The organism is Chitinimonas koreensis, from assembly GCF_014353015.1.
GTDB lineage: Bacteria > Pseudomonadota > Gammaproteobacteria > Burkholderiales > Chitinimonadaceae > Chitinimonas > Chitinimonas koreensis.
In genome coordinates this window covers 5127665-5146581 of record NZ_CP060704.1, presented here as the reverse complement: position 1 = coordinate 5146581, position 18917 = coordinate 5127665, and the positions used below count along the sequence as shown (strand labels likewise).

Annotated in this window: 20 protein-coding genes and 3 pseudogenes; 8 read left to right on the top strand and 15 right to left on the bottom strand. The window is 67.5% G+C overall.

The features are described 5' to 3' along the window. Positions 1-131: 131 nt before the first annotated feature. The 10 genes and pseudogenes from H9L41_RS21805 to H9L41_RS21760 form a co-directional block, all read right to left on the bottom strand. A complete protein-coding gene (locus H9L41_RS21805) occupies positions 132-587 on the bottom strand; it encodes a phage virion morphogenesis protein (protein WP_028447758.1) in 456 nt (151 codons plus the stop codon). Further along, positions 575-1057 (bottom strand): phage tail protein, encoded by a 483-nt coding sequence (locus H9L41_RS21800; RefSeq protein WP_034607950.1) that lies wholly within the window; start codon positions 1055-1057, stop codon positions 575-577. Before H9L41_RS21800 ends, H9L41_RS21805 begins: the two co-directional genes overlap by 13 nt. Further along, positions 1032-1895: an N-acetylmuramidase domain-containing protein gene (locus H9L41_RS21795; RefSeq protein WP_084300554.1), complete on the bottom strand. Its 864-nt coding sequence runs from the start codon at positions 1893-1895 to the stop codon at positions 1032-1034. The genes H9L41_RS21800 and H9L41_RS21795 overlap by 26 nt, the downstream gene beginning before the upstream one ends. Beyond that, positions 1892-2209: a phage holin family protein gene (locus tag H9L41_RS21790; RefSeq protein WP_051319353.1), complete on the bottom strand. Its 318-nt coding sequence runs from the start codon at positions 2207-2209 to the stop codon at positions 1892-1894. Before H9L41_RS21790 ends, H9L41_RS21795 begins: the two co-directional genes overlap by 4 nt. Then, positions 2206-2601, bottom strand: a complete 396-nt coding sequence (locus H9L41_RS21785; RefSeq protein WP_028447755.1) for a putative holin — start codon at positions 2599-2601, stop codon at positions 2206-2208. The genes H9L41_RS21790 and H9L41_RS21785 overlap by 4 nt, the downstream gene beginning before the upstream one ends. Positions 2602-2605: 4 nt before the next feature. Further along, positions 2606-2809: a tail protein X gene (locus tag H9L41_RS21780; protein WP_028447754.1), complete on the bottom strand. Its 204-nt coding sequence runs from the start codon at positions 2807-2809 to the stop codon at positions 2606-2608. Continuing rightward, complete coding sequence (locus H9L41_RS21775; protein WP_028447753.1) at positions 2809-3282, bottom strand: head completion/stabilization protein; 474 nt, start codon at positions 3280-3282, stop codon at positions 2809-2811. The genes H9L41_RS21780 and H9L41_RS21775 overlap by 1 nt, the downstream gene beginning before the upstream one ends. A gap of 9 nt (positions 3283-3291) precedes the next feature. Further along, positions 3292-4086, bottom strand: coding sequence for a phage terminase small subunit (gene gpM, locus H9L41_RS21770; RefSeq protein ID WP_187523592.1), 795 nt, complete (start codon positions 4084-4086; stop codon positions 3292-3294). Beyond that, positions 4086-5106: pseudogene (locus tag H9L41_RS21765) on the bottom strand (phage major capsid protein, P2 family). Before H9L41_RS21765 ends, gpM begins: the two are co-directional and overlap by 1 nt. A 43-nt stretch (positions 5107-5149) precedes the next feature. Further along, on the bottom strand, positions 5150-5986 hold the full coding sequence (locus H9L41_RS21760; protein ID WP_028447750.1) for a GPO family capsid scaffolding protein: 837 nt from the start codon (positions 5984-5986) through the stop codon (positions 5150-5152). Positions 5987-6117: 131 nt separating this feature from the next. On the opposite strand from H9L41_RS21760, the gene H9L41_RS21755 reads away from it, so the two are divergent. Then, the gene (locus H9L41_RS21755; protein WP_051319352.1) at positions 6118-7896 is read left to right on the top strand and encodes a terminase ATPase subunit family protein; all 1779 of its coding nucleotides are present in this window, start codon (positions 6118-6120) and stop codon (positions 7894-7896) included. Next, positions 7893-8969, top strand: coding sequence for a phage portal protein (locus H9L41_RS21750; RefSeq protein ID WP_028447748.1), 1077 nt, complete (start codon positions 7893-7895; stop codon positions 8967-8969). The genes H9L41_RS21755 and H9L41_RS21750 overlap by 4 nt, the downstream gene beginning before the upstream one ends. Before the next feature lie 618 nt (positions 8970-9587). On the opposite strand, the gene H9L41_RS21745 is transcribed toward H9L41_RS21750, so the two are convergent. The 5 genes from H9L41_RS21745 to H9L41_RS21725 form a co-directional block, all read right to left on the bottom strand. Continuing rightward, entirely contained in the window at positions 9588-10511 is a 924-nt protein-coding gene (locus H9L41_RS21745) for a hypothetical protein (protein ID WP_028447747.1), read from the bottom strand. A 122-nt stretch (positions 10512-10633) separates the two neighbouring features. Continuing rightward, positions 10634-11011 (bottom strand): 2OG-Fe(II) oxygenase, encoded by a 378-nt coding sequence (locus tag H9L41_RS21740; RefSeq protein WP_051319351.1) that lies wholly within the window; start codon positions 11009-11011, stop codon positions 10634-10636. A 2-nt stretch (positions 11012-11013) separates the two neighbouring features. Further along, positions 11014-11730, bottom strand: a complete 717-nt coding sequence (rph, locus tag H9L41_RS21735; RefSeq protein ID WP_028447746.1) for a ribonuclease PH — start codon at positions 11728-11730, stop codon at positions 11014-11016. Positions 11731-12089: 359 nt separating this feature from the next. Then, on the bottom strand, positions 12090-13007 hold the full coding sequence (locus tag H9L41_RS21730; RefSeq protein WP_028447745.1) for a PP2C family protein-serine/threonine phosphatase: 918 nt from the start codon (positions 13005-13007) through the stop codon (positions 12090-12092). Continuing rightward, a complete protein-coding gene (locus H9L41_RS21725; protein WP_051319350.1) occupies positions 13004-13984 on the bottom strand; it encodes a serine/threonine protein kinase in 981 nt (326 codons plus the stop codon). The genes H9L41_RS21730 and H9L41_RS21725 overlap by 4 nt, the downstream gene beginning before the upstream one ends. Positions 13985-14098: 114 nt before the next feature. Between H9L41_RS21725 and H9L41_RS21720 the strand changes: the two genes are divergently transcribed. From H9L41_RS21720 to thiS, 6 genes and pseudogenes are all read left to right on the top strand, one after another. Then, positions 14099-14965, top strand: coding sequence for a YicC/YloC family endoribonuclease (locus H9L41_RS21720; RefSeq protein ID WP_028447744.1), 867 nt, complete (start codon positions 14099-14101; stop codon positions 14963-14965). A gap of 88 nt (positions 14966-15053) precedes the next feature. Next, positions 15054-15668 carry a guanylate kinase gene (gene gmk / locus H9L41_RS21715; RefSeq protein ID WP_028447743.1) on the top strand — a complete coding sequence of 205 codons (615 nt, stop codon included), beginning with the start codon at positions 15054-15056 and terminating at the stop codon, positions 15666-15668. A gap of 64 nt (positions 15669-15732) precedes the next feature. Continuing rightward, positions 15733-15941 (top strand): annotated as a pseudogene (gene rpoZ, locus H9L41_RS21710) (DNA-directed RNA polymerase subunit omega). A gap of 396 nt (positions 15942-16337) precedes the next feature. After that, positions 16338-17135: pseudogene (locus H9L41_RS26445) on the top strand (HD domain-containing protein); the annotation flags it as partial. Positions 17136-17212: 77 nt separating this feature from the next. Continuing rightward, the gene (locus H9L41_RS26440) at positions 17213-18385 is read left to right on the top strand and encodes an ACT domain-containing protein (protein ID WP_444542109.1); all 1173 of its coding nucleotides are present in this window, start codon (positions 17213-17215) and stop codon (positions 18383-18385) included. A 327-nt stretch (positions 18386-18712) separates the two neighbouring features. After that, a complete protein-coding gene (gene thiS, locus H9L41_RS21700) occupies positions 18713-18916 on the top strand; it encodes a sulfur carrier protein ThiS (protein ID WP_308417342.1) in 204 nt (67 codons plus the stop codon). The last annotated feature ends 1 nt before the right edge of the window (position 18917 follow it).

Genomic DNA, 18917 nt, shown 5'->3' with positions numbered 1-18917 from the left:
GCGGGGCACAAAAGGCACCCGGAAAGTCGTCCTGCAGGCTCGCCAAAAACGGCGAGCGGATCGCATCGCCACTTTTGGCGAGGCTGGCCAGATCCCGCCCCGCCATAAACGGCGGTACTCGAGCGGTGCGGTCAGCGGCCGGCGAGGTGTGCGAGGACGGTGTCACGGATGCGCTCGACGTCGGCGGCGGCCAGGCCCAGCAGCGGGCGGGCCGGATAGATGGCCTCGGGGCCGCCAGGGCGCACGCGGTCGCGCAGGCCCTCGTGATGTACGAGGGCGATGCGGCCGACGCGGCCGGCGAAACCGACCGTGGCGCGCTCGGCCGTGGCCTCGGCCCGTAGCCAGCGCGTCGTTCGGAGCTTGGCGAACATGGCGCCGCGGCGGATGTGGCCGCGCTGGTCGCGGGCCGCGCCGGCCTTGCGTGGGGTGTACGGCGTGCCGTCGGGTGCCTGCTGGGCCGCGATGCGGCGCGCGTTGGCCGGCAGCAGGTCGCGGGCGATCTCGCGGGCGAGCTGCCGGCGCTCGCCGGCGCTGAGCCGCGCCAGCAACTGGTCGCACCAGTCGGCGAGCGCGGTCAGGTCGTCCATGGATGGGCGTCCCATTCGCCGAGCAGCTCGTCTTTGACGAAGAGCTGCCAGCGCTCAATGCCGGCGTGCGGATCGGCCGGCTCGTCGGGGTGCCGGACGTCGAGGCCGCCCGGTACTTGCTTGACCAGTACCCGCTCGGTCAATGCCAGTTCGATCGACAGGTCGGCGCTGTTGTTGTTGAGGTGCTCGGCTTCAAACTTGAAGCCCTGCGCCTGGCGGTCTGCGTTTTGCAGCAGGTCGAGTTGATTGGCCCGCAGCCAGGCCAGGATTGGCACGAAGACTGCGTCGCTGTGGCCGGCGTAGTCGAGCAGGACGACATTGAGCGTGTACTGGTATTCGAACGACAACGAGCCGCCGCCGGTCGAGCGGATGCGGCCGTTCTTGATGAACACGAGCAGCTTGTCCGGTTCGGTGGCCAGGCCAGGCACGAGCCTGGCCAGGTGCTCACGCAGCTGCTGCGGCTTGAGCATCGTTGCCCGCCGTGGCCGCGTCGAACCGCGCGTAGGCGCGCGCCAGCTTGCCGTCGTAGTCGTTGTCGCGGTAGGCCGGGCCGTTGTAGAGCCGGGCGACCTCGGCCCACTTGCGCGCGCGCAGGGCCTTGAGCAGCGTCTCGTCGTTGAGGACGAAACGCACGAACGCATCGAGCTGCGCGCGTTCGCTGGTCTGCATCTCGGCCAGGAAGGCCGCGGCCGATGTGTAGCCGAGTTCGCGCCAGTGGTAGCCCATCACCTGCCATGCACCCCAGCTCGCGGCCTCGATCGCGCACGCCGGATCGATATGGCAGGCCGACAGGTAGCGGTGCCATTCGGTCGCGCCGCCGGCGTAGCCGCCGCGCTCGCGGCTGACCAGGTTGGGAAACTGCACGGCCAGCGCGTCGGCGTCGTGGCCGGCGGCCTTGAGCTGGCGATACATGACGGGCCGCTCGAACAGCAGGACCGGTTGCCCGCCGGGCAGGAAGCCCACGCCCTTGCTCTCGACGGCGTTGATCGCCTTCACCGTGGCGAGCGGCACGCCGAGCTTGTCGGCCGCGGCGACGAGGTCGGCTTCGCGCAGGTGGCGCGGATCGGCGTCACCGGCGCGCAGCGCGGCCAGGGTCTTGGGGCCGGCCTGGCCGTCGACCACCAGGCCGAACCGGGCTTGCGCGGCGCGAACCGCCGCCTCGGTTGCGTCGCCGAACAGGCCGTCGGCCTTGACGACGTGGCCCGCGATGGTGAGCAGCTCTTGCAGCTCGACCACGTCGAGGCCGACGTCGTGCCGCCGCAATGCGGCCTTCAGGACGGTTTTCGCAATGGTTTTCAGGACGCTCATCGGGCACCACCTTTCAGGAGACGGGACAGCACGCCGGAATGCGACGCGCAGGGAGATCGGAATAGGTCGACCACGTTGCCGCGGACGGCCAGTAGGGCGGCGGCCAAGGCGGCATGCAGCAGCAGGCCGGCCAGGTCGACGGCAACGGGTTGGCCCAGCATCAGCCGGATAGGCACCGAACCGGCCGCCACGGTGAGCAGGTAGGCCAGCCAGGCCGCGCGCGGCCGGTGCGCGCCGGCGCCTCGGGCGAATGTCGCCAGCCGCAGGGCGATGACTGCGCAGCACAGGCCATAGAGGCAGGTCAGCAGCGTCATGGCCGGCCCCCTCGCTGCTTGATCGTGTCGAGCAGCTCCGCGAGCAGGCCGGCCGGGTTGTCGGCCTGGCCGATCAGCCACAGCAGCAGCTTGATGACCACCGCCGAGGACAGCAGCGCGCCGACGCCGGCGGGGATGGCGACGCGCATCGGCAGCCAGCCGGTGAGCAGGTCGGCGGCGAAACGGCCGAGCACCACGCCGGCGGCCAGGGCCGCGGCGAAGTAGGCCAGTCGCTGCCAGCGGGTCAGCTCGCGAGCGCTGACCACGAACACTGCGGCGCCGGCGAATGCGCCGAGCACGGTTGCGGCGTCGAGGCCGGGGAACAGCGCCAGCAGCGTGACGCCGAGCAGTGCGGGCGTGGCGCTGGTGGTTGCAGTGATGGGTTCGGCCATTGGTTCATTCCCAGAGTTGGATGAGCGGTTGGGTGGCGGGTGGTGCAACTTCCGGCAGCTCGACGGCGGTGCCCTCGGGCAGGATCAGGCCCAGCGCGGCGAGTCCGGGATTGGCTTCCAGCACCGCCTCGAGCACGCCGGCCGATCGGCCGTAATGCCGGTAGCAAACGGCGTCGAGGCTGTCGCCCTGGCGCGCGATCACGCGCACTAGAGCAGCTCCACGGTCCAGCCAGACCGGCCGAGGATTTCGCGCCAGGCGCGGCGGGCATCCGCGCGCAGGGAGTCGGCCGTCGGGCCGGTCGCGTCGGCTTGGCGCTGGCCGGCGGGCGTGGTGTCGACATTGGCCTGGCGGTCGAGCAGCTCGGCATGTGCCCAGGCGTAAACGCCGCGGCGGTAGCGCTGCACATGGACGGTTTCGCCGTCGATGGTGTCGGCCTGTACGGCGGCCAGCGTCGCGCGGCCCTGGCTCTTGTGGCCATCAGCCCAGGCCGCCAGCTCGCCGTTGGCGTGCGTCATCGCCTCGACGAGCGCCGAGCGCAGGCGGATGCGGGTGACGGTGCCGTCCAGACGCAGGACCTCGCGGGCGTGCGTCAGGTCGATCGGCGGGAAAAAGGGCGTGTTGGTGATGGGGTCGGGCGCAGCGGTCGGCGTGGTCGGGGTGGCGATGAAGGCGGTTTGCATGGCGTCCGGTCAGGTCGAAGGAATCGGAGGGGGCGGTGGAGGGGGCTTTGAACGGTGCGGATGCACGTCGCCGCCCCCTGCCGCCCGGCGCGGGGAACGCCCGGTGTCAGCCCGTGCCGGCGGGGGCGCCGGCGGGGCGGAGTTCTTCAGCTCGCGGCCGAGCCGTTCGAGGTCTTTGGTGACGCCGACCTTGTCATGCAGCCGCTTCGCACGTTCCAGCGCTTGAACCGCCTGCTGCTTCAGGAACAGCGATGTTCCCGCCGTGCCGTCGCCGGCTTCCTTGACGAGGGCGTAGCCGATGGCCTTGGCCAGCTTCGCCCGGACTTGGTCGGGCATGTCGTGGCCGGCCAGCATCTGGTCGGTCTCGATCAGGACGTCGCGCGGCACGGACTCGAACTTCAGCGCGTTGTCCGCGATTTCCTCGGCGATCAGGCAGGGCAGGTTGCGTTGGTACTGGTCGGGCAACAGCAGGCCGTGCTTGAGCGCATAGGCCGCAATATCGAGGGCGCCCCGCCAGTCGCCCGCGTCGATGCGCCACACGAGGACCGTCATCAGCACGTCGTCCTGCGCGCCGGTGCCGCGTAGCGCGCCGTCGATCCAGTGGACGTAGTCGGGCAGCAGCTTGCGCTTGCACTCGATCTTGGCGGCTTGGCTTTCGATGGCCTTGAGCCGACGCTTGTCGGCGTGCAGCTTGGCCAGCATCAGCTCGTAGGCGGTGGCATCGGCGCGCGCAGTGTCGGCCGGCGCCGCCTGTTGGGCGGCAGCCGCCGCCCGCATCGCGTGGGCTCGGGCGGGGCTGATCATCACTGCACCAGCTCGATGTTTTCGGCCAGGGCGACCAGGCCGTAGTCCTCGACCACGTAGGCGTCGTTGCTGGACTCGTAGTTTTCGATGCGGTCGCGACTGGCTTTGTCGACCACGGTGCGGCGGCGGCTGCCCTCCTGCCAGTAGATCGACAAGTTGTCGAGGCGGGTCACCAGCAGCGCGTTCGGGGGGAAGTAAGGCACGCGCACCGCCGGCAGGCCGCCGATGCGCTTCTGCGAAATGACCAGATCGGCGGCGAGCTTCTCGGATGGATCATCGGTGCCGTTGACGATCGGGAAATACTTGTCGTGCAGCAGTTCCCGGCCACAGACCACCACCAGTTCGGGGTCTTCCTGATGCCACGGGTCGATCAGGTTGCCGGTGATGTCGTACACCAGCGCGTCGAGATTGCGATAGCCATCCGCCGCGGGGATGCCGCCGCCGATCTTGATCTTGCCCGAGCCGGCCCGGACTTCCTTCAGCACGCGGCCCGGGCCTGTTCGCGGCAGTGTTGCAGCCAGCCCTTGTTGACGTCCTGCAGCTTGGGATTGGCGGCGCGGTTGGTGTTGGCCGCCACCGAGACGCCGTTCCAGCCGATGGCGATCCGGTCGAGCGCCTGACGCTGGATGACGAGGCCGGAAATGCGCGTCTGGAAATCCTTGAACTTGGCCCACATGTCCAGCTTGCCGTAGGAAATGTGGGTGTCGGAGTTGGTCTTCTCGCAGCGGTAGCGCTGGGCGTCGAGGCTGGACAGGTCGGTGGTCTGCCGCTCGTTTTGCGTCGTGTCGGTGCGGCTGGCAACGGGCCGCCGATGCCGAGGCCGAGCTTTTCGCTTTCGATCTCGGTGACCGGGGTGATGTTGATCCGGCGCAGGAAGTCGCTGCTTTCCTGCACCTTGGTTTCCAGCCGCTGCTGGATCGTCGGGTCGACGGTGAATTTCGTCGTCGGGTCATCGACGCCGTTGAGCTTGGCGATGTGCGCCAGGTAGGCGGCGTACAGCTTGCGGGTTTCGTTGCGCATGAGGGGCGGTTCCTTTTCGTGACGGGGGAGGGCGCGACGCGGGTCAGTAGTCGGCTGTGATCGCGCCGCCGCTCGAGCCCGTTGCGGTCTGGCGGCTCTTGCCGGCCGGCGTGCCGTCGAGCTTGTCGCGGAAGGTGGTGAAGGCTTGGCGGTCGTTGGCGGCCGCCTTCTCGGTCTCGCCGAGGCGGGCTTCCAGCCGGGCCACTTGGTCGCGCAGTTCGTTGTTCTGGCCTTCGCTGTCGGCCAGGTGGTCGGCCACCGCTTCGAGGGCTTGGGCGATCTCGGCGAAATGGCCGTCGGTGCGGTCGGCGCGCTTGCCGATGGAACGGAACTTGGCGACCAGACTGGAGAACAGCGCGGCGCCGGCGTTCGCGTCGTCGTCCTCGAACTCGATGGCCGTTTCGGTCGCCGCCGTGAACAGGTTGTCTGGGTGCTGCTTGCGGGACGCCAGCGGGCTCGCGTCGGGGTGCTGCGCGCAGAACTGCAGCATCTCGGTACCCAGGCTGGCGGGGCTGTCGGTGACCGCCAAGCCGACGAGGTACGCCTTGCTGGTATCGGCGAACTTGGGATTGACCTCGATCGAGGTGTAGACCTTCTGGCGTGCCTTGTTCATGGCGACCAGTTCGGGCGTGGGGTCGATGCGCACGAACAGCGTCAGCTTGCCGTTGACTTCTTCCGCCTTGGCTTCGACCACGTCGCCGTAGGCCTTGAACGGGCCGTCGGGCAGCACGCCGCGGTAGTGTTCGAGATTGACGCGCGCGCCGTAGGTCTTGGGGCTGTACTGCGCGGCCATCTCCGCGATCCAGGCGCGATCGATCGTGCGGCCGTCGGTGGTGGCGCCTTCGGTGGCGACGGCAAAGAACTTGGTTTTGGCGGACATCTCGGCCTCCTTGTGGCGATGGAGGCAGTTTCGGGCGGGCTCCGGGGGCGGTCCATTTGGTTTGGTTGTGCCACGGCGGGGCACAAATGGCCCTGCGTGGCAGGGCTCGCGCGGGCGGTCAGCATGCCGGCATGGCCGCCAAACGTACCCCCGAACCTGCACTCGCACCGCCCGAAGTCGACCCGCGCCGCCTGGCGCGGTCGCTGTACTGGCAGGGCTGGCGCATCAAGCGCATCGCCGAGCACCTCGACTTGCGGCCGGCCACTATCCACAGCTGGAAGCGCCGCGACAGCTGGGACGAGACGGACCCGATCGACCGCGTCGAGATTGCACTCGAGGCGCGCATCCAGCAGCTGATTGCGAAGCCGATCAAGGAGGGCGGGGACTACAAGGAAATCGACTTGCTCGGCCGCCAGGTCGAGCGCCTGGCGCGCGTGCAGCGCTACCGCAGCGGCGGTAATGAAACCGACCTGAACCCGAAGATTGCGAGCCGCAACAAGGGCGACCGGAAACAGGCCGAACGCAACCCAATCAGCGACGAGCAGCGCGACGAGCTGGTCCAGGCGTTCATGGATTCGATGTTCGCCTACCAGCGAACATGGTTCGATGCCGGCAAGCATCGCATCCGCAATATCCTGAAAAGCCGGCAGATCGGCGCCACGTGGTATTTCGCCCGCGAGGCGGTGGTCGACGCGCTGACCACGGGCCGCAACCAGATCTTCTTGAGCGCCAGCAAGGCGCAGGCCCACCAGTTCCGGGCTTACTTGTGCGACTTCGTCCGGCAAACCATCGGCGTCGAGCTGCGCGGTGATCCGATCCAGTTACCCAACGGCGCCAAGCTTCATTTCCTCGGGACGAACTTCCGCACGGCGCAGTCCTACTCGGGCAACCTGTACCTCGACGAATACTTTTGGATTCCGGGCTTCCAGAAGCTGCGCAAGGTGGCGGCGGGCATGGCCAGCCACAAGCAATGGCGGCTGACCTACTTCTCGACGCCGTCCAGCCTGTCGCACGAGGCCTATCCGTTCTGGTCGGGCAAGCTGTTCAATCGGGGGCGCTCGAAGGCCGAGCAGATCGCGCTCGACGTGTCGCACCAGGCGCTGGCCGCCGGCCGGCTGTGTGAAGACCGCCAATATCGCCAGATCGTCACGCTGTTGGACGCCGAGGCCGGCGGCTGCGACCTGTTCGACGTCGACGAGCTGCGCTTCGAGAACAGCGCCGAGGAATTCGCGCAGCTGTACCTATGCCAGTTCATCGACGACGGCGAGTCGGTGTTTCCGCTGGCCATGCTGCAACGCTGCATGGTCGACAGTTGGGAGGTGTGGGCAGATTTCAAACCCTTCGCGGCCCGCCCGTTCGGCAACAAACCGGTCTGGATCGGCTACGACCCAGCGCATACTGGCGATAGCGCCGCGCTGGTAGTCCTGGCGCCGCCGGCTGTGCCGGGCGGCAAGTTCCGGCTGCTGGAAAAGCACCAGTTCAAGGGCTTGGACTTCCAGGCCCAGGCCGACAAGATCAAGCGCATCACCGAGACCTACAACGTCGCGCACATCGGCATCGACACGACGGGCATCGGGCAAGGCGTCTACCAGTTGGTCAAGCAGTTTTTCCCCGGTGTCACCGCGTACAACTACTCGGTCGACGTCAAAACCCGCCTCGTGCTCAAAGCCCTGCACGTCATCAGCCACGGCCGCTTCGAGTTCGATGCCGGCGCGACCGACGTCGCCGCCGCCTTCATGGCCATCCACAAGACCACCACGGCCAGCGGCCGCCACGCCACGTTCGAGGCCAGCCGATCCGAAGAGGTCAGCCACGCCGACGTGGCGTGGGCAGTCATGCACGCCATGGCCAACGAGCCGCTCGAGGGCTCGACCCCAACGAATCGCACCATCATGGAGATAATCGGATGAGTAAACGACCCGCGCGCCACGGCGTCCATGGCCACACCACTACGCCGGCGGCGTCGGTAGCGCCGGCGCTGCCGGCCATGGAGGCTTTCACCTTCGGCGATCCCGAGTCGGTCCTCGACCGGCGCCAGCTGCTCGACTATCTCGAGTGTCCATTGCACATGGGGCGCTGGTACGAGCCGCCGCTGTCGTGGGACGGCCTGGCTCGCACGTTCCGCGCCGCGGTTCACCACAGCAGCGCGGTCTATGCGAAGCGCAACATCTTGGTGAGTTGCTACAAGCCCCACCCGTTGTTGAGCCGGACGGCGTTTTCGCGCTGGGTGCTCGATTACCTCACCTTCGGCAATGCCTACATGGAGGACCGGCGCAGCGTGACGGGCCGGCCGATGGAACTGGCGCCGCCGCTGGCCAAGTACACGCGGCGCGGGGCCGACCTTGAGACCTACTGGTACGTCACGGGCGATGGCAAGGAGCACGAGTTCGAGCGGGGTCGGGTGTTTCACCTGCTCGAACCCGACATCAATCAGGAGGTGTACGGCCTGCCCGAATACCTGAGCGCGAACAACAGCACCTGGCTCAATGAGAGCGCCACGCTGTTCCGTCGGCGCTACTACCTGAACGGGAGCCACGCCGGGTTCATTCTCTACATGACCGATGCGCTGCAACAGGAAGCGGACCTCGACAACCTGCGCGATGCGCTCAAGCGCAGCAAGGGGCCGGGGAATTTCCGCAACCTGTTGCTCTACGCGCCGAACGGCAAGAAGGATGGCATCCAGCTGCTGCCGATCTCCGAGGTTGCCGCCAAGGACGAGTTCCTCGGCATCAAATCGGTGACCCGCGACGACCAGCTCGCAGCACACCGGGTGCCTGCCCAGCTGATGGGCATCATGCCCAACAACACGGGCGGGTTCGGTGACGTCGAGAAGGCCGCGCGCGTGTTCGCTCGAAACGAGCTGCAGCCCTTGCAGGACCGCATGCGGGAGCTGAACGACTGGTTCGGCGACGAGGTGATCCGGTTCGAGCCCTACCGTCTGGACGACGACAGCGACCGCGGCGAGGGGCTGCCGCGGGCCTGATCCGCCCCGCCGTCCCGGCCGCCGCCGCCGGCCAAGCCGCCCCCAGCCGGGGCGGCTTTTTTGCGTCCTCAGCACCGCCGGCGCGCGCTCGTAGCCCCGCCACGCCTGCCCGCTTGATGTGGCGCTTTCCGTGCAGGTGCATGACGGCCCACGAGGCGCGCCAGTCCACGTAGGCGGCCCGGTCTAACCGCCCTCGAAAAACTTGCACTTTCATGCAGCCAAGCGCTTGCACATGCACTGCGGCGCCGGCATGGCGCCGTCCATCCCCTTTGCTGCAAATGGAAAAGCCCGCCATGTTGGGCGGGCTCGACATGTTCATGACCAATCGGGCGGCAGTTGCGCACCTTTGGTGCATTCGAATTTGCTACACGTCCTTGGTGATGATTCTTAACGTCTTGATTAATTGATGTTCTATTTAGCGGTGCGTCCGATCGAGCATGGGCGCCAGGCAGATGCGGCGCGGATTGACCGGGGCGGAAGACGGGGAGGCGGAAGCTGGGGTCATGGGCTGTGCTGCGTGATGCTGCACCGTCGGCAGGCGGCGAAAGCGCCGCAGTGTCAGGCCGCGCACCGCCGCGGGTCAAGCGCGACGGTCGGATCCCGCGGCGCGGCGATCGCTCACAGCTTCTTGAATTTCTTCGGAATCTTGGGCAAGGGCAGCTTCAGCATGAAGTCGGTGATCATGCGATCGGTTTGCGGGTCGGGCGGCGTCGGTTGCGGCATGGCCTGCCAGTCCAGTTCCTCGAACTTGGACTGCTCCTTGTCCATCAGCGTGCGGGCCATCTCCGGCGAGACATTGGCGTATTCGAGATGGGACGACGGAATGATCAGCCCGCGCGAACGCATGTCGTTCTTGCGGCCCTGCGAGTCCTTGATGAAGCCATTCACGTCGGGATCCGGATTGGCCCGGGTGCGGAACAGCACGGCGCCCGATTCGGTGAAACCGTCCATATAGGTCTTGGGCGAATGCTCGTTGCGGCCCATGTAGAGGTTTTCCTGGTTGGTCCCCTCCTTCAGGTCGGTATGCAGCGCCTCCAGCTCGGACTTCATGTGCGGTTGCCTGAGTTCCTGCGGGAAATCCAGGCCGAACGGTTTTTCCTTGAGCATTTCCCGCTGTTGCGTCTTGAAGTGCTCGAAGCGCTTGAGCACCGTGTTCGGCACCTTGTCGCGGCCGGTCTGCTTGTCGAGCCCGGACGGCTCGCTGGGCAGGAAGCCGCGCGGCATCAGGCCGCCGTGCTCGACGATGCCGAGGAAATTGTCCGGATGGGTGATGTGGTAGTGGTAATCCGGCTGCTGCACGCCTTGCTGCTGCGGCGCCTTCTGGTGCATGCGCATCATCGGGTTGTATTCCGAGCCCGGCAGCGATACCGAGTTGCGCCGGCGCATGTCCGGCTTGATGCCGCTCGACACCACCTGGCTGTACTCCTGCCGCTTGGCGGGCGTGGTCGGCGGGTCGAGCAGCGCTTCCACCTTGCGGCTCGGCCGCTCGGGCGCGGGGATCGGGCTGAAGCTCTGGCTGCTGCTGCGCTGTCTGCGGTTCATGTCCTCTTCTCCTCTATGCATCGTTGCTGCGCGGCTCCCGGTCGTTCCCGCCGGATTGCCTTTGCAATCAATGCTAGTGCAGAACGGCCGGATCGATGCGGTGCAGAAGAAGACGTTGCGGCTCAGCCGCGATCGGCCAGCGCCCAGCCGAAGCTGAGCACCCAGCGCGCGCCCTCGCAGCGGCTCACGCTGTGGGTCATCAGGTCGGGCCGGAAGAAGAACAGCCGCTGGCCCAGCGCCCAGCCGCGGCGGCCATCGTCGCCGAGCGCCTCGAACACGCCGCCGGCGCGGGGCCGCCACAGCACCAGGTTGATGCGGTAGTGGCGGCCGTGGGCCACCGCGTCGCGGTGCGGCGGGATATGGCTGCCGTCCGGGTAGTGGATCAGGTGGCCGTCGCAGCCGAGGAAGGCCGTGCCGAGCCGGCGCGGCCACTTCAGGTGCAGGAAGGTGAAGGTGCGGTAGCCGCTGCGCTGGCGGCCGGCACGGAAGCCCCAGGCCATGGTCAGCCGGCCAGCGCGGCCTTCTGCGCCTCGATCAGCCGGTAGATGCCGGCCTCGGCCAGCGCCACCAGCAGATCCATCTCGGCCCGGCTGAACGGTACGCCCTCGGCGGTGCCCTGCAGTTCGACGAAGCCACCGGAGCCGGTCATCACCACGTTCATGTCGGTATCGCAGGCGCTGTCCTCGGGGTAGTCCAGGTCGAGCACCGGCACGCCGCCGACGATGCCGACCGAGACCGCGGCGACGTGGTCGCGGATCGGGCTGGCGGCCAGCTTGCCGGCCGCCACCAGGCCGCCGATCGCGTCGTGCAGCGCGACGAAGGCGCCGGTGATGCTGGCGCAGCGCGTGCCGCCGTCGGCCTGGATCACGTCGCAGTCGATGCTGATCTGGCGTTCGCCCAGCGCCGCCAGGTCGACCACTGCGCGCAGGCTGCGGCCGATCAGGCGCTGGATCTCCTGGGTGCGGCCGCTCTGCTTGCCGGCCGCCGCCTCGCGCTTCATCCGCGTGTGGGTGGCGCGCGGCAGCATGCCGTACTCGGCGGTCACCCAGCCCTCGCCCTTGCCCTTGAGGAAGGGCGGCACGCTCTCCTCGACGCTGGCGGTGCAGATCACCTTGGTGTCGCCCATCTCGACCAGCACGCTGCCCTCGGCGTGGCGGGTGTAGTGGCGGGTGATGCGGACGGGACGGAGCTGATCGGGCTGGCGGCCGGACGGGCGCATGGCGGACCTCTTTCGATGCGGTGGGATTGAAATGCGGCGCCAGTATAGCGGGGCCGCTTCCGCCGCCCGCCTCGAGTTTCCGGAAGGCGCGGTAGAGCCACATCGGCGGATCTGGCTCGTTGCGCAGGTCGTCGGCCAGGCCGCGCGCCGGCGCTCAGCGCTGCAGCCCGCTCATGCCGTCCGCGGCCGGCGTGGCGTAGGCCGGGTCGGCCGGCGCCTCATCGTGGCAGACGAAGCGGTAGCCGCGCGCCTTCAGCTTCGCCGGCACGGCGTCGAACGCGGCGGCATGGATTGTGTTGCGATCGATGAAAACGAAACGCCGCGTGGAGGGGCCGCGCGGCGTACGGAGGGGCGAACGATCAGCGCGAGTACTTGTTGATCGCGTTCTGGATTTCCTGGATCGCGGCTTCGATGTCGGCCTCGGTGATCTCCTTGCTCTCCTTGAGCGCCTTGTCGGAGTTCAGCGTGTTGAGGCGGGTGGTGATCTCGCCGTCCGACAGCTTGTGGGTCGACAGCGCCACGGTCGAGGGCGCGTCGTCCTCCTCGTGCCAGTTCACCGCCACGCCGGTCAGGTTGTCCCCGTGCGGGCCGCCGCGGATCTCGGCGCGGTCGAGCAGCTGCGGCAGCGCGTACAGCGAGGGATAGCCCGACAGCACGTGGGCCAGCTCGGTGTCGTTGACGCCGCCCCACAGGCCGTCGGTGCACAGCAGCACGGTGTCGCCGTCGATCAGCGGGATCTTGCTGCCGATCTCGACCTCGGGCGGGAACATCGAGCCCAGGCAGTTGTAGATCTTGTTCTTCTCGGGATGGCGCTCGGCCTCCTCGGGCGTCAGCCGGCCCATGTCGACCAGCTGCTGCACCTTGGAGTGATCGCGCGTGCGGGCCAGCACCTGGCCGTTGCGCACCAGGTAGAGCCGCGAATCGCCGACGTGGGCCCAGTACAGCATGCCGTCCTGCACGATGGCCGCCACCACGGTGGTGCGCGGCGTCTCCAGCAGCGAATGGTTGGCCGCGTAGTTGAAGATCGCGTCGTGGCACTTCATGCAACCGTCGGCGATGAACTGGTGCGGGTTCTGGATCACCGGCTTGGCCTTCTTCTGGAACAGCTCGGCCATCAGCTCGACCGTGATCTGCGCCGCGACCTCGCCGTGCAGGTGGCCGCCCATGCCGTCGGCCACCACCATCAGCAGCGAGTCGCGGCTGTACGAGTAGCACATGCGGTCCTGGTTGTACTGGCGCGCTCCCCGGCGCGTCTCCTGGAAAATGGTGAATTTCATCGTTGTTCCCCTTTGCCGCTGCCGCGCTTCAAGTCGAAGCGGCCGATGCGGGCAAGGTTGTTCTTGAGTCCTGTCAGCAGGCCCGGCTTGGGCTGCGGTTCGTTGGCGATCTCCACCAACGCTTTCTGTACCTCGCGCACGCTCTGCGGCCGCGCCAGCGGATCGAGCGCCAGGCACCAGTCGACCAGCGTGAGGAGCGTGCGCGAATAGCGCCCGGCCCACATCTTCTCGACCGACTGGTACTTGTCGTCCTTGGTGCGCTGGTCGGCCGCCTGCGGCGCCATCCCGCTCATGCAGGCGAACACGCTGGCGCCGACGCTGTAGATGTCGCTCCACGGCCCGAGCTTGTCGCGGTCGGCGTACTGCTCGGGCGAGGCGAAGCCCGGCGTGTACATCGGCGTGAACTTGTTGATCGAATTGCCCAGCGCCTCGCGCGCCGAGCCGAAGTCGAGCAGCACCGGCGAGCCGTCGCGGCGGATGTAGATGTTGGCCGGCTTGATGTCCAGGTGCAGCATCTTCTTCAGGTGCACCTCGCGCAGGCCGTTCAGCAGGTGGGCGAACACGTAGAGGATCATGTTCTCCTTCACGCCGCCCTCGGTCAGCTGGATTTCCTTCTGCAGCGTGCGGCCGCGCTCGTACTCCATCACCATGTAGACGGTGTCGTTGGCGCGGAAGAAGTTGATCACGCGCACCACGTTGGGATGGCGGATCTGCGCCAGCGTCTTGCCTTCCTCGAAGAAGCACTTCATGCCGTGGCGGAACAGCGCGAGGTTCTCGGCCGAAGTGGCCAGCACCTTCTCGCCTTCGCTGCGCAGGGCCAGCGCGTTGGGCAGGTATTCCTTGATGGCGACCGGCTGGTCGTTCTCGTCGTGGGCGAGGTAGACGATCGAAAAGCCGCCCGCCGACAACTGCTTGACGATGGTGTAGTTGAGCAGCTGGTAGCCACGGGCGAGCGGCTGGTTGTTCGGCGGAGGCATGGGGTAAGATTCGGGCCTTAGTTTGCGCCCGCGGTCGATGACAACGGGTTGCTCTGCCGCTGATTGTGGTTTTGCCCCGCGGCAAAGTCAAAGCGGCGTTTCCAGGGAGTTCCAATGATCCTCAGCATGACCGGCTATGCCGTCGCCACCCGTGAGCTGGCCGGTGGCCTCCTGAGCGTCGAATTGCGCGCGGTCAACCACCGCTTCCTCGACCTGAGCCTGCGCCTGCCCGAAGAGCTGCGGCTGATCGAGAACCAGATCCGCGAGAAGCTGGCCGGCAAGGTCTCGCGCGGCAAGCTCGACTGCCGCATCGGCTTCTCGGCCCGCGCCGAGGCGCAGCCCAAGCTGCAGTTGAACAAGGATCTGCTGGCGCAGCTGGTCGCGCTGGCCGCCGAGGCGCGCGAGATCGCGCCCGATGCCGGCGGCCTCAAGATGGGCGAGCTGCTGCGCTGGCCCGGCGTGCTGGCGACCGATGCGGTGACGCCGGAAACCATGCAGAAGACCGCGCTCGAACTGCTCGACATCGCGCTGGCCGATTTCGCCGCCACCCGCGGCCGCGAGGGCGAGAAGCTGGCGGCCAGCCTGACCGAGCGCGCCGACAAGATGGCCGCCATCGTCGCCGAGGTGCAGCCGCGGCTGCCCGAGATCGTCGCGGCCTACGACGACAAGCTCAAGCAGCGCCTGGTCGAGGCGCTGGGCAGCGTCGACGACGACCGCGTGCGGCAGGAAGTCGCGCTGTTCGCGCAGAAGGTCGACGTCGCCGAGGAGCTGACCCGGCTCGATACCCACCTGACCGAGCTGCGCCGCATCGTCAAGACCGGCGGCGCGGTCGGCAAGCGGCTGGACTTCCTGATGCAGGAGCTGCACCGCGAAGCCAACACGCTGGGCTCCAAGTCGGTCGCGGTCGATACCTCGCAAGCCTCGCTCGAACTGAAGGTGCTGATCGAGCAGATGCGCGAGCAGGTGCAGAACATCGAGTAATACCAGTGCGCCCAGGCGCATGGGAGCGGCGCGGCGATTGTGTTACGCTGCCGTGAAGCCCGTTTGAGTCCGATAGAGAAACATCTCCATGAGCAAAGGCAAGCTTTTCATCGTCGCGGGGCCGTCGGGCGCCGGCAAGGCCACGCTCGTGCGCGGCCTGCTCGCCGCCGATTCCAGGGTGCAGCTGTCGATCTCGTTCACCAGCCGCGCACCGCGCGAGGGCGAGGAAGACGGCCGCGACTACCATTTCGTCACGCGCGAGGCCTTCCTGGCCAAGGTTGAGCACGGCGACTTCCTCGAACACGCCGAGGTGCACGGCAACCTGTACGGCACCTCGCAGAGCTGGATCACCGAGGCGATGGCCGCCGGCCAGGACATCCTGCTTGAGATCGACGTGCAGGGCGCCCAACAGGTGCGCCGCGCCTTCGACGATTCGGTCGGCATCTTCATCCTGCCGCCGAGCAGCGAAGTGCTCGAGCAGCGCCTGCGCAACCGCGGCACCGACAGCGAGGAGGCGATCGTGCGCCGCCTGGCCAACGCCCGCGGCGAGATCGGCCGGCTCGAGGAATTCGACTACGCGATCGTCAACGAACACATCGACCAGGCCGTGCGCGACATCGTCGGCATCGTCCGCGCCGAGCGCTGCCGCGTGCCGGCTCAGGCCGAGCGCCACTGCGCGCTGATTTCCAGCCTCAAGGGCTGATCCCGTCCCCTTTTCATCGGGCCGGCCGGCTGGCCGGCCCGCGTTCTACCGGAGTAATCAAATCATGGCCCGCATCACCGTTGACGACTGTCTCGACCGCATCTCCAACCGTTTCGACCTGACCCTGGCCGCCGCCTACCGCGCGCGCCAGATCGCCAACGGCTCGACCCGCTGGTCGACCAGCCGGGCCGCGACAAGCCCACCGTGCTGGCCCTGCGCGAAATGGCCGCCGGCAAGATCGGCATCGAGATCCTCCACCGCGCGCGCAGCTGAGGCGGCGGACGGAAGACCAAAAAGCGGGCAGATGCCCGCTTTTTGTACCTTGAGAGCCTGTCTATGAGTCCGACCGCATCGAGTTATCAACTTGCAGCATCGGCCCCGGCAAAGCCGGGGCTTGCGGTCCGTGTCTGCTCGACCGGGCTCTCAAGCCTGATTCATTCCACTCCCCCGCCCTCGCCGCCGCGAGGGGCCTCGCTTCGCTCGGGCGCGCATGCTTCGACGACCTGTGCATATCAAACGATGTGGCAAGGGTTGAAGCCATGATCGAAGCCGACGACCTGCCCGTCCCGAGGCCTATGCGGTCCAGGTCGCGCGCGACGTCAATACCTTGCTGGCCAAGGTGTCGGGCTACCTCAAGCCGAGGACCTGCCGCTGCTGGTCTCGGCCTTCATGTTCAGCGCGGCCTGCCACAAGGATCAGGCGCGCAAGAGCGGCGAGCCCTACATCACCCATCCGCTGGCGGTCGCCGACATCCTGGCCGACCACCATCTCGATGCCCAGGCGATCGCCGCCGCCTTCCTGCACGACACGATGGAGGACACCGGCGTCAGCAAGCTCGAGCTGATCGACAAGTTCGGCAAGCCGATCGCCGAGCTGGTCGACGGCCTGTCCAAGCTCGAGAAGCTCGAATTCCAGAGCAAGGAGCAGGCGCAGGCCGAGAACTTCCGCAAGATGCTGATGGCGATGGCGCGCGACGTGCGCGTGATCCTGGTCAAGCTCGCCGACCGGCTGCACAACATGCGCACGCTCGACGCGATGCGCGAGGACAAGCAGAAGCGCATCGCCGCCGAGACGCTGGAGATCTACGCGCCGATCGCCAACCGCATCGGCCTGCATGCGATCTACCAGGAGCTCGAGGACTGGAGCTTCCGCTACCTGCACCCGATGCGCTACGAGGTGCTGCACAAGGCGCTCAAGGCCGCGCGCGGCAATCGCCGCGAGGTGGTCGGCAAGATCCTCGAATCGATCCGCCACAAGCTGGTCGACGCCCGCATCGAAGCCACCGTCTACGGTCGCGAGAAGCACCTAGCCAGCATCTACCGCAAGATGCAGGAAAAGCACCTGAGCTTCTCCGAGGTGCTCGACATCTACGGCTTCCGCGTGATCGTGCAGGACGTGCCGACCTGCTACCTGGTGCTGGGCCACCTGCACGCGCTGTACAAGCCGCGGCCCGGCATGTTCAAGGACTACATCGCGATCCCCAAGCCCAACGGCTACCAGAGCCTGCACACCGCGCTGTCGGGCCCTACGGCACGCCGATCGAGGTGCAGATCCGCACCCAGGACATGCACAAGGTGGCGCAGTCGGGCGTGGCCTCGCACTGGATGTACAAGTCGGGCGACGACGGCGTCAGCGACGTGCAGCAGAAGACCCACCAATGGCTGCAGAGCCTGCTCGAGATCCAGTCGATGTCGGGCGATTCGGTCGAATTCCTCGAGCACATCAAGGTCGACCTGTTCCCGGGCGAGGTCTACGTCTTCACGCCCAAGGGCAAGATCCTGACGCTGCCGCAGGGTTCGACCGCGGTCGATTTCGCCTACGCCGTGCATTCGGACATCGGCAACCGCTGCATCGCCGCGCGCATCAACTACGACCTGATGCCGCTGCGCAGCGTGCTCAAGACCGGCGACCAGGTCGAGATCGTCACCGCCGCGCACGCCAAGCCCAATCCGAACTGGCTCAACTTCGTGGTCACCGGCAAGGCGCGCTCGCACATCCGCCACTTCATCAAGACCATGCGCTACGAGGAGGCGGTACAGCTCGGCGAGCGCATGCTGAGCCAGGCGGTGCGCGCGCTGATGAACCACGCGGTCGAGATCCCGCCCGAAGCCTGGGAGCGCTACCTGCGCGAGAACGCGCCGTCGCGCCGCGACGAGATCCTGGCCGATACCGGCCTCGGCAAGCGGCTCGGCGTGGTGGTGGCGCAGCGCCTGCTGACGCTGGCGGGCCTCTTGGCCGAGGGCGAGGCGCGGCCGGGGCCGATCCTGATCCGCGGCACCGAGGGCGTGGCGGTGCAGTTCTCGCGCTGCTGCAACCCGATCCCGGGCGATCCGATCATCGGCCTGATCAAGCAGGGCCAGGGCCTGGTGATCCACACCCACGACTGCCCGCAGGTGGTCGGCCGCCACGGCCGGATCGATCCGGACAAGCTGCTCGAGGTCGAGTGGGACGTGCCGCCGGGCAAGCTGTTCGACGTGCAGATCAAGGTGCTGGCGATCCATGAGCGCGGCGTGCTGGCGCAGATCGCCGCTGCGATCTCGGAAGCCGGCGCCAATATCGAGAACGTGCGCATGGACAACGATGCCGAGGGCGACCGCTACACCGAGATCAGCTTCACGGTGCAGGTCGAGAACCGCCAGCACCTGGCGCGGGTGATGCAGACGCTGCGCAGCCTTGAGACCGTCGTGCGCATCCATCGGCTCAAGACCGGACATTGATCGGCGTCGCCTTGGCCGGGCGGTGCCTGTAGGAGCGGCTTCAGCCGCGAATGCCTGGGGCGCCACATACCGCCATTCGCGGCTGAAGCCGCTCCCACGGTGATCGGCCGCCGTAGCTCGGACCTCAATCCGAAGGCCTGCTAGGTTCGCGGCGCGGTCGGACGGATGTCCGACCTCCCGCTCGCATTGCGGGCCGCTCAATGAGGACGTCGGCCTCTACGGCCGGGCCGATTGCCCCGTCGCCGTCGATTCAGTCGATATCGGCCGCAGCCGGCACGGCCGCGCTGCTAAAATCGCGGCTTCGCAATCGATAGCTCCAGCCATCACGTGATCCAGATTACCGTCAACGGCGAAGCGCGCGAGGTCGACGCCGGCCTGTCGCTCGCCGGCCTGATCGAACGGCTCGGCCATGCCGGCCACCGCATCGCGGTCGAACGCAACGGCGAGATCGTGCCCAAGCGCCTGCACGGCGAGACCGTGCTCGCGGCCGGCGACCGCCTCGAGATCGTGGTCGCGGTCGGCGGCGGCTGAG

What these genes read in the sequence shown, in the direction of transcription:
- H9L41_RS21805 (WP_028447758.1), bottom strand. Translation starts at nt 587, where the DNA reads ATGGACGACCTGACCGCGCTCGCCGACTGGTGCGACCAGTTGCTGGCG.
- H9L41_RS21800 (WP_034607950.1), bottom strand. Translation starts at nt 1,057, where the DNA reads ATGCTCAAGCCGCAGCAGCTGCGTGAGCACCTGGCCAGGCTCGTGCCT.
- H9L41_RS21795 (WP_084300554.1), bottom strand. Translation starts at nt 1,895, where the DNA reads ATGAGCGTCCTGAAAACCATTGCGAAAACCGTCCTGAAGGCCGCATTG.
- H9L41_RS21790 (WP_051319353.1), bottom strand. Translation starts at nt 2,209, where the DNA reads ATGACGCTGCTGACCTGCCTCTATGGCCTGTGCTGCGCAGTCATCGCC.
- H9L41_RS21785 (WP_028447755.1), bottom strand. Translation starts at nt 2,601, where the DNA reads ATGGCCGAACCCATCACTGCAACCACCAGCGCCACGCCCGCACTGCTC.
- H9L41_RS21775 (WP_028447753.1), bottom strand. Translation starts at nt 3,282, where the DNA reads ATGCAAACCGCCTTCATCGCCACCCCGACCACGCCGACCGCTGCGCCC.
- gpM (WP_187523592.1), bottom strand. Translation starts at nt 4,086, where the DNA reads ATGATCAGCCCCGCCCGAGCCCACGCGATGCGGGCGGCGGCTGCCGCC.
- H9L41_RS21760 (WP_028447750.1), bottom strand. Translation starts at nt 5,986, where the DNA reads ATGTCCGCCAAAACCAAGTTCTTTGCCGTCGCCACCGAAGGCGCCACC.
- H9L41_RS21755 (WP_051319352.1), top strand. Translation starts at nt 6,118, where the DNA reads ATGGCCGCCAAACGTACCCCCGAACCTGCACTCGCACCGCCCGAAGTC.
- H9L41_RS21750 (WP_028447748.1), top strand. Translation starts at nt 7,893, where the DNA reads ATGAGTAAACGACCCGCGCGCCACGGCGTCCATGGCCACACCACTACG.
- H9L41_RS21745 (WP_028447747.1), bottom strand. Translation starts at nt 10,511, where the DNA reads ATGAACCGCAGACAGCGCAGCAGCAGCCAGAGCTTCAGCCCGATCCCC.
- H9L41_RS21740 (WP_051319351.1), bottom strand. Translation starts at nt 11,011, where the DNA reads ATGGCCTGGGGCTTCCGTGCCGGCCGCCAGCGCAGCGGCTACCGCACC.
- rph (WP_028447746.1), bottom strand. Translation starts at nt 11,730, where the DNA reads ATGCGCCCGTCCGGCCGCCAGCCCGATCAGCTCCGTCCCGTCCGCATC.
- H9L41_RS21730 (WP_028447745.1), bottom strand. Translation starts at nt 13,007, where the DNA reads ATGAAATTCACCATTTTCCAGGAGACGCGCCGGGGAGCGCGCCAGTAC.
- H9L41_RS21725 (WP_051319350.1), bottom strand. Translation starts at nt 13,984, where the DNA reads ATGCCTCCGCCGAACAACCAGCCGCTCGCCCGTGGCTACCAGCTGCTC.
- H9L41_RS21720 (WP_028447744.1), top strand. Translation starts at nt 14,099, where the DNA reads ATGATCCTCAGCATGACCGGCTATGCCGTCGCCACCCGTGAGCTGGCC.
- gmk (WP_028447743.1), top strand. Translation starts at nt 15,054, where the DNA reads ATGAGCAAAGGCAAGCTTTTCATCGTCGCGGGGCCGTCGGGCGCCGGC.